The sequence below is a fragment of the Desulforamulus putei DSM 12395 genome (genome assembly GCF_900129195.1).
GTDB lineage: Bacteria > Bacillota > Desulfotomaculia > Desulfotomaculales > Desulfotomaculaceae > Desulfotomaculum > Desulfotomaculum putei.
The window spans coordinates 1-5,730 of record NZ_FQUY01000050.1; the positions used below are offsets into that span (position 1 = coordinate 1).

6 protein-coding genes are annotated in these 5,730 nt (G+C 43.1%); 5 read left to right on the top strand and 1 reads right to left on the bottom strand.

The features are described from left to right. Window positions 1–350: 350 nt before the first annotated feature. The 3 genes from BUB67_RS16275 (at window position 351) to BUB67_RS15655 (ending at window position 3,421) form a co-directional block, all read left to right on the top strand. Entirely contained in the window at window positions 351–755 is a 405-nt protein-coding gene (locus BUB67_RS16275; protein WP_143157123.1) for a hypothetical protein, read from the top strand. Between the two features lie 778 nt (window positions 756–1,533). Then, window positions 1,534–2,805 carry a group II intron reverse transcriptase/maturase gene (gene ltrA, locus BUB67_RS15650; protein WP_073240294.1) on the top strand — a complete coding sequence of 424 codons (1,272 nt, stop codon included), beginning with the start codon at window positions 1,534–1,536 and terminating at the stop codon, window positions 2,803–2,805. Window positions 2,806–2,944: 139 nt separating this feature from the next. After that, window positions 2,945–3,421 carry a hypothetical protein gene (locus BUB67_RS15655; protein ID WP_073240295.1) on the top strand — a complete coding sequence of 159 codons (477 nt, stop codon included), beginning with the start codon at window positions 2,945–2,947 and terminating at the stop codon, window positions 3,419–3,421. A 232-nt stretch (window positions 3,422–3,653) separates the two neighbouring features. Here the strand turns inward: BUB67_RS15655 and BUB67_RS15660 are convergent, their stop codons facing one another. Continuing rightward, complete coding sequence (locus BUB67_RS15660; protein WP_084127779.1) at window positions 3,654–4,097, bottom strand: ATP-binding protein; 444 nt, start codon at window positions 4,095–4,097, stop codon at window positions 3,654–3,656. 69 nt (window positions 4,098–4,166) lie between these two features. Here BUB67_RS15660 and BUB67_RS15665 point away from each other — a divergent pair, with 69 nt between their 5' ends. After that, entirely contained in the window at window positions 4,167–5,102 is a 936-nt protein-coding gene (locus tag BUB67_RS15665) for an IS4 family transposase (protein ID WP_084127780.1), read from the top strand. Window positions 5,103–5,401: 299 nt separating this feature from the next. Further along, on the top strand, window positions 5,402–5,730 hold a 329-nt coding region (locus tag BUB67_RS15670), incomplete at its 3' end, for a SpoVR family protein (RefSeq protein ID WP_238457089.1).

The window sequence follows — 5,730 nt, forward strand, 5'->3', positions numbered from 1 at the left end:
CGGATGGTTTGATCGATTTGCGTAGACGGCTTCCGATTACCCTTAACTCTCTGCCACAACAAGGGCAAGGGACTATTTCCGCACTCCTAACAGAAAACGCCATTTACAGGATTCTCAACCAGCGAAAAATCTGATACAATGATCATACTTGTTGGGTGGACATCTCTAGTGATACTGTTGGCGCAGTACCACGCACTACAGAGATGTCCTTTTCCTTTCTTTAAGTTATGGTCATTATATCCATCTATTTCTGGATAGGCAATACCGTCAGCTTCTGGGCTTTTTAACTCAGCCCCAACAACTAAACTCTGTCAAGTTACCCATCATGGTTGCCGCTTCGAAGGGTTGGGATGAATTATGATGACTCCTATAGCATAAGACATGTTGGTACCTTCTATTATTCTTCCTATAGAGACTCCAACACCATTTTATGGGTTAGGCCAGAAAAAGTGGAAGCAAAATGGTATCGTGCCGATAGCTCTGTATCCATTTCTTCCTCTCGGTATGGTGCAGAATGGTTAGGTTATAATACTAGTGGTAAGTGGTGTGGTAGAGAGGATTATAGCAACCCACTTCCTATGTCATGGGGCAAGCTTTATACTAATACAATCAGTAATGATGGTTATATAAATTGTACTGTTGCAGGATGTTATGTGGTTGGTGAGCAAAGAGATACGTTAACTCGTGGAGGATCATCATGGGAATTTCTCTCCTGCTATCTGTTTGGGGAGAATATGAGTGCTTGGCCTTCATAAAGCTTTAAGTAAGCAATATTCCTCCTAGCGTTGCTAGGAGGAATATTGTGTGTTCGCCCGGCATGTTTGCCGAGCCGATGGGTTGAAAGAAACCCTGTCACCTAACCAGCGGGAAGACAACTCGTAGGCAAGGGCGTCACTGGTAACGGTGGGTCTGAAGGAAGCTGAAGGGGGAACTTGGAACATAGCGAAAGCGAACCGATGTTGGCCTATCGAGTGGGTAACCTTGCAGTATATGGGAAAGCCCAAAAGCTGGATAACTCGAAAGGTTAGGACGGATGCGTTCAAGTTCAGGCAAGCAAACTTAACCGGGGAAGCCCAATATCATCCTGCCCCGCAGGTAAGCTCAAACAAGCGGAAACGCAAGGTAGAGAAGACGTGGTGTTGGGTGGCAGATGAGTCCGTAGTAGTGATAAACCCGCAGCCAATGAAGGTTGGTAACAGACTGGAGGATAAAACTGAGGGGACATTGCATCTAATTGCAATGAGCCATAATGAGCCAAAAGCCATTATGATCTGCGAAGGGACGAAGATAAACCAAAGTATGCAACTAACGGATCTGGCAACTGTGAGAGGGAAGACAATCAAGGCTGAAATGCCAAGAGGAACGCTAGAATCGGGAGTGACGAACTCGCTGGATTTAGCGCCTGCCCAGACAGAGTATTGCAATAAATCCAAGGTAAGATTGCCCCAGAGCTAGAAACGCCGGGAAATTGCAAGAAGAGACTGTCACACAATTGGAAGAGACCAAGGAAGCATAGCGGAAGTAGGTGAAATAATGAAGAAATGGTACAGCCTGATAGACAAGGTCTATCGAATTGAAAACCTCGAAAAGGCATACAAAGCCGTGAGAGCCAACAAAGGAGCCCCCGGAGTAGACGGGGTGACCGTGAAAGCCTACGGCGAAAACCTAGAGGAACGGCTAAGCCAACTTCATTATGAACTGAAAACCGGCACATACGAACCACAACCGGTACTGAGAGTGGAAATACTAAAGCCGGACGGAAGTAAGCGGCCGCTAGGTATACCCACTGTAAAGGACCGGGTAGTCCAACAGGCATTACTCAACATTTTGCAACCGATATTCGAACCAGACTTTCACCCCTCAAGCTACGGGTACCGGCCAAATAGATCCTGCCATCAGGCAGTAGCCAAGGCAGAGATGTTTATTAACAAATATGGACTGGAACACGTAGTAGACATGGATCTATCGAAATGCTTTGACCGACTAGATCATGAACTAATACTAAAAGGGGTAGCCCGAAAAGTCAGTGACGGAAAAGTGCTAAAACTGATAAGCAAATTTCTCACCGCAGGAGTAATGAAAGATGGTGCCTGGGAAGGAACAGATTTAGGAAGCCCGCAAGGCGGGGTAATCTCCCCGTTGCTTACTAATATATATCTAGACCATTTTGACCAGGCTATGAAGAATAAGGGAATTCGCATCGTTCGCTATGCCGATGACATTCTCATATTTGGCAAAACCCTCAAAGAAGCAAAGCAATATAAACGGATAGCCACGGAAATCCTTGAAGGCGAATTAAAATTAACAGTCAACAAGGAGAAAACACACATCACAAATGTGAGTAAAGGAGTTGCCTATCTAGGCTTTATCATTAGATCAAAGTTTATCTCAATAAATCCTAAAAAGATCAAGAGTATAAAAGACAAAATCAAGAAACTAACACCGAGAAACCACGGGATGAACATTGAAGAAATGATAAAAGAGCTAAATCCAGTGTTAAGAGGGTGGATTAACTACTTCAGACTGGCGAACTGCAAGAAGCTAACAGAACAACTTATGGAGTGGATAAGGCGACGACTGCGAATGAAGCAAATGAGAGAGTGGAAAAGTTGGAGGCAACTTCACAAAACCCTACGAAGGCGGGGCTATAAAGGAAAGTTTGAGAAAATATCCATGCGAAGATGGAGAAACTCAGCTAGTCCGTTAATAAATATGGCACTACCTAACAAGTGGTTTGATGAAACGGGGTTAATCAACCTAACATCGTATAATGTCGGCATTTTGCATCACTTCCAAGGGAAGTGACTGAGGTTTATCAGGAGCCGTATACGAGGCCCGTACGTACGGTTCTGTGAGAGGGCTAACGCCGTAGCAAATTACTACGGCGTTATTCTACTCGATATTGTTTTAATTAATATAAATTCAATTAAACAGGAGGGTTGTCATGAAAGTTAAGCTTTTGTTATCTATGTTAGTTATACTTGCCATGTTATTTAGTTTTGGTTGCTCAAATCAAAATTATAAAAGCATTTCAAAACAAATTTTGACCGACAAAGATTGGGATATAAATGCCATAATTGAATGGAACAATGAGATAGTCGTCGGAAGAGTTGAGGCCAGATATAAAGGTAACCTGCCCTTAGAATATGTTACAATTGAACCGGATTTTCGTTCCGGGGACTGGCCTTCACATTATAAACCTCCGGTTCGGGGTAAGTATACTTGGAATGCCGAAAAACCAGGTGGAGCCATCCCTGATGTCAAGGAAACTTCTACTATGTCAACCTCTGTATTATCCAAAAAACCATCTAAACTTATGAAAGAATCAGAAGCAGTACGGATCTTGGAAGATGTAAAAATAAATATTCAATGGAAAGTAGCTTCAGAAACAGAACCTAGAACTTTTTCAAATTATAAATAATCTCTTGAAACTTCCACTATTTCACCCTGCTAAAAAATAAAGACTCCGCGCAATGTAAAGACATCATCGCGGAGTACGTTGAGCAGGTTAATGTGACCCGTGAAAAAGTAGAAGTTATATTTAAAAAAACTGTGGATATGGTGGTGGAGGCGGGCCGTGTGACCGTCAAGTAGAAATGAACAAATTTTGATAAATAATTTTTAACATCCAGTAAATTCCAAAAATGGTTGCCTCATAAATCACTCTTGAGTGTCTTGATAATATCAGGCTGTAAAGGCCCGAAGATGGTTTGCCTATGCTTAAGCCGGTAGCTGTCTCCGGTTAAAGCCAGGACTTCACTCTTGTGAAGAATACGGTCCAAAATGGCCGTGGTGATGGCCGGATCACCCAGAATTTCTCCCCATTCCTCAGGCCCCTTGTTGAAAGTAATAATTAAAGAGGTCTGACCGTAAAGCTTGTTAATTAGCTGGAAAAAAAGATTGGCTTCCTGGCGGTCGATGGCCATGAACATCAAGTCGTCAATAATGACCAGGTCAGAGGTGGTTAGCCTTTTTATCCTGGCCCGGGAAGAACGGGTAATCTCCTGGGTTTTAAGCAGTCCCACAAGTTCTTCCATGCCGGTGAAATGGACTTTGTAGCCACGCCGGACAGCCTCTATACCCAGTCCAGTTGCCAGGTGCGACTTACCGTTATGTAAAGCTTTACATAATGGGAAAACACATTATGGGCTGACACCTTCACTGCAATAGCCAAAGAAACGCTGATCAAAACCAGAACTTCCGCTTACCGGGAACCCAAAGAAAGCCGAATCCACATCATTGACTCCAGCACAATTACCCTGTGCCTGACCAAGTTTAGATGGGCTGTTTTTCGCCGGACCAAGGCCGGGATTAAAATTCATCAGAGAATCCAAATCCAAGATGGTCACATTTTACCAGATAAAGCGATTCTCACCCCCGCCAAGGTTTCGGATAAATCCCAGTTGGATGAATTGGTCGTAGTTGATCCTGACGCTCTGAATGTTTTTGACCGGGGCTATGTGGATTACAAGAAATGGGATGAATATTGCGAAGCCGGTATCCGGTTTGTTACCCGCTTAAAGGAAAACACCCTGGTTGAAATCATTGAACAACGGCCAATTGCCGGTACAAACATGGTGGAAAGCATCGTCTTATTGGGTGCCCCTGAAAAGACCAGAATGAAACATCGTTTGAGGCTGATTCATACCCGTGACAGCGAAGGGAACCTGATTATTATCTTGATGAACGATTTCGACCTGGATGCCTTTGAGATTTCGGAAATCTACCGGTTGAGATGGCAGGTGGAATTGTTTTTCAAGTGGTTGAAGCAGCATCTCAAGGTCAAAAAATTGTTTGGTACCAGCGATAACGCCGTTTACGGTCAAATATGGGTGGCCCTTATAATGTATTGCTTGCTGAAGATGACCCAACAAACTTTACCCTTGAAGAAACCCTTGCTGGATATCATGCGGCTTGTGGCCGACCACCTTTACAATCCTTTTTCGTTATTGATTGAGGTTTTAAAAAAGCCGCCGGACAGAGCTTCCCGTGGTAGGCGAAAAGTAGATCATAACAGCGATTTTGACCTGTTGATGATGCAGATTGAATCCTTTGGTTCCAGCTTTTTAAACGCCACTGATGTAGAGTTAAACTACTTGTAGAATATTGTTTAAAAGTTAATTATTGTAACTAATGTGGACCAGGATTACCTTTATGGCGTCATTGTCCTTTTAAAATATTAGCCATGAAGGCATGTCTGAAAATTTAGATTAGTATGGCATTTATCATCTTTTCCAGCAATTTACCATTTTTACAGCAGGCAGTTATTTTTATGCAACACTAGGAGACTGTTGAAAAACTCCAAATAATAATAACCAAAATTAGATATTTTTAGCATAACAGGAAGGAAAATGGAGATATTTGTAGGAATAAATACCTATCATTAGATAGGATTTATGAAATGGTGATTAACTCCGACCCCTGTTATGCCTTCCTGTTGGAAGGCAATACCATCATCCAGAACAAAATGGTGGCAGCCCATGTGCTGGCCCACTGCGATTTCTTTAAAAACAATGTTTATTTCAGCCATACCAACCTCAGGGATATCATAGAATCCATGGCCGTGGCCGCTGACCGGTTTCGCAGGTATGAAATGTTGTACGGTCAGGAAAAAGTAGAAGCTTTTGTGGATGCGGTGATGTCTGTCCAGGAACACATTGACCCCCATAGAATGATGAAACGGAAGGAGAAAAGCTGCGGCAAGAAAGAAAACTGTTGTGGCGAAAAACC

Excerpts from the sequence above, each read along its gene's own strand:
- BUB67_RS16275 (WP_143157123.1), top strand. The coding sequence starts at position 351 with ATGAATTATGATGACTCCTATAGCATAAGACATGTTGGTACCTTCTAT.
- BUB67_RS15655 (WP_073240295.1), top strand. The coding sequence starts at position 2,945 with ATGAAAGTTAAGCTTTTGTTATCTATGTTAGTTATACTTGCCATGTTA.
- ltrA (WP_073240294.1), top strand. The coding sequence starts at position 1,534 with ATGAAGAAATGGTACAGCCTGATAGACAAGGTCTATCGAATTGAAAAC.